Consider the following 1,176-nt stretch of genomic DNA (forward strand, 5'->3'; position numbering starts at 1 on the left):
AGGGTAAGTGTCGAAAAAGCGAAGGCAGTACTCCCCTGAGTTGCGTGCCGAAGTCGCCTCGTACGTGCTGGATGGAAATCACACGTGCGCCCAGGCAGCACGCGCGTACAATCTGGTTGCAGAAACCATTCGCAATTGGGTGAACGATGAGAAGAAGAAGCGAAAGGGAAGCACTCCGGAGGCACAAGAGTCGGTCGACCGGGCACAGCTCGCCGAACTGGAGCGCCGAGTCAAGGAACTTGAAGCCGAGAACAGCTTCCTAAAAAAAGCCGCGGCCTACTTCGCAAAGGAACAAGGGTAAGCGAGAAGTACGCCCTGATTCGCGCAGAAGAGGCCAATTTCGAGATCGTCATGATGTGCCGACTCCTCGGCGTGTCGAAGTCCGGGTATTATGAATGGCACGACCGACCGCCGTCGACTCGGGCGCAACGCCGCGAGACGCTCAAGGAGCATATTCGCCGAGAATTCACCCGCTCGGATCGCACGTACGGCTATCGGCGCGTCCATGCCGAGCTGAAACGTCAGGACATCGAGTGTGACGACGAGACCGTGCGCCTGCTGATGAACGAGATGGGGCTGGTCCCGGTGCAGGTCAAGAAGCGCAGGAGCCTCACGGTGGCCGACGCGACTGCCGGGCCGATCCCTGACCTGGTAGGGCGAGACTTCACCGCGAGCGCGCCAGGAGAGAAGATGGTAGGCGATATCACGCAGATCGATACAGGCGAAGGAGCACTCTTCTTGGCTACGGTCATTGATTGTTTCTCAAAATCGGTGATTGGCTGGTCGATCGATATGCGCTATCCGGCGAGCTTGGTGTGTGCGGCGCTCGATATGGCTGCCGGGCGTCTCGATTTGCCTGAGGGTGCCGTCTTTCATTCCGACCGAGGAAGCCAGTACACTTCGTTCGAGTTCGGGCGGTCTCTCGCGAAGCACGGCGTCCGTCGTTCGGTGGGAAGAACCGGAATATGCTTCGATAATGCCATGGCGGAATCGTTCTTTGGAAAGCTAAAGACCGAGCTGATTCATCACCAGGCATTCGCCACCCGAGCGGACGCGCGCCGAGCCATTATCAAATACATCGAAGGGTTCTATAACGCGCGCCGGCTTCACTCGGCAGTCGGTTATCGGCCACCGCTTGAAGTGTTCAACGAATGGTTTGAGAATCGGCGAGCAGCG

At 58.2% G+C, this 1,176-nt stretch carries 2 protein-coding genes; both read left to right on the plus strand.

Features of this window, described 5'->3' with window-relative positions; translation table 11 throughout:
* The first annotated feature begins 7 nt into the window (after positions 1-7).
* On the plus strand, positions 8-301 hold the full coding sequence (locus tag ACFPZ3_RS70155) for a transposase (RefSeq protein ID WP_379525369.1): 294 nt from the start codon (positions 8-10) through the stop codon (positions 299-301).
* A 14-nt stretch (positions 302-315) separates the two neighbouring features.
* A partial coding sequence (locus ACFPZ3_RS70160; RefSeq protein ID WP_379525370.1) for an IS3 family transposase occupies positions 316-1,176 on the plus strand: 861 nt, incomplete at its 3' end.

The organism is Nonomuraea insulae (assembly GCF_042656245.1).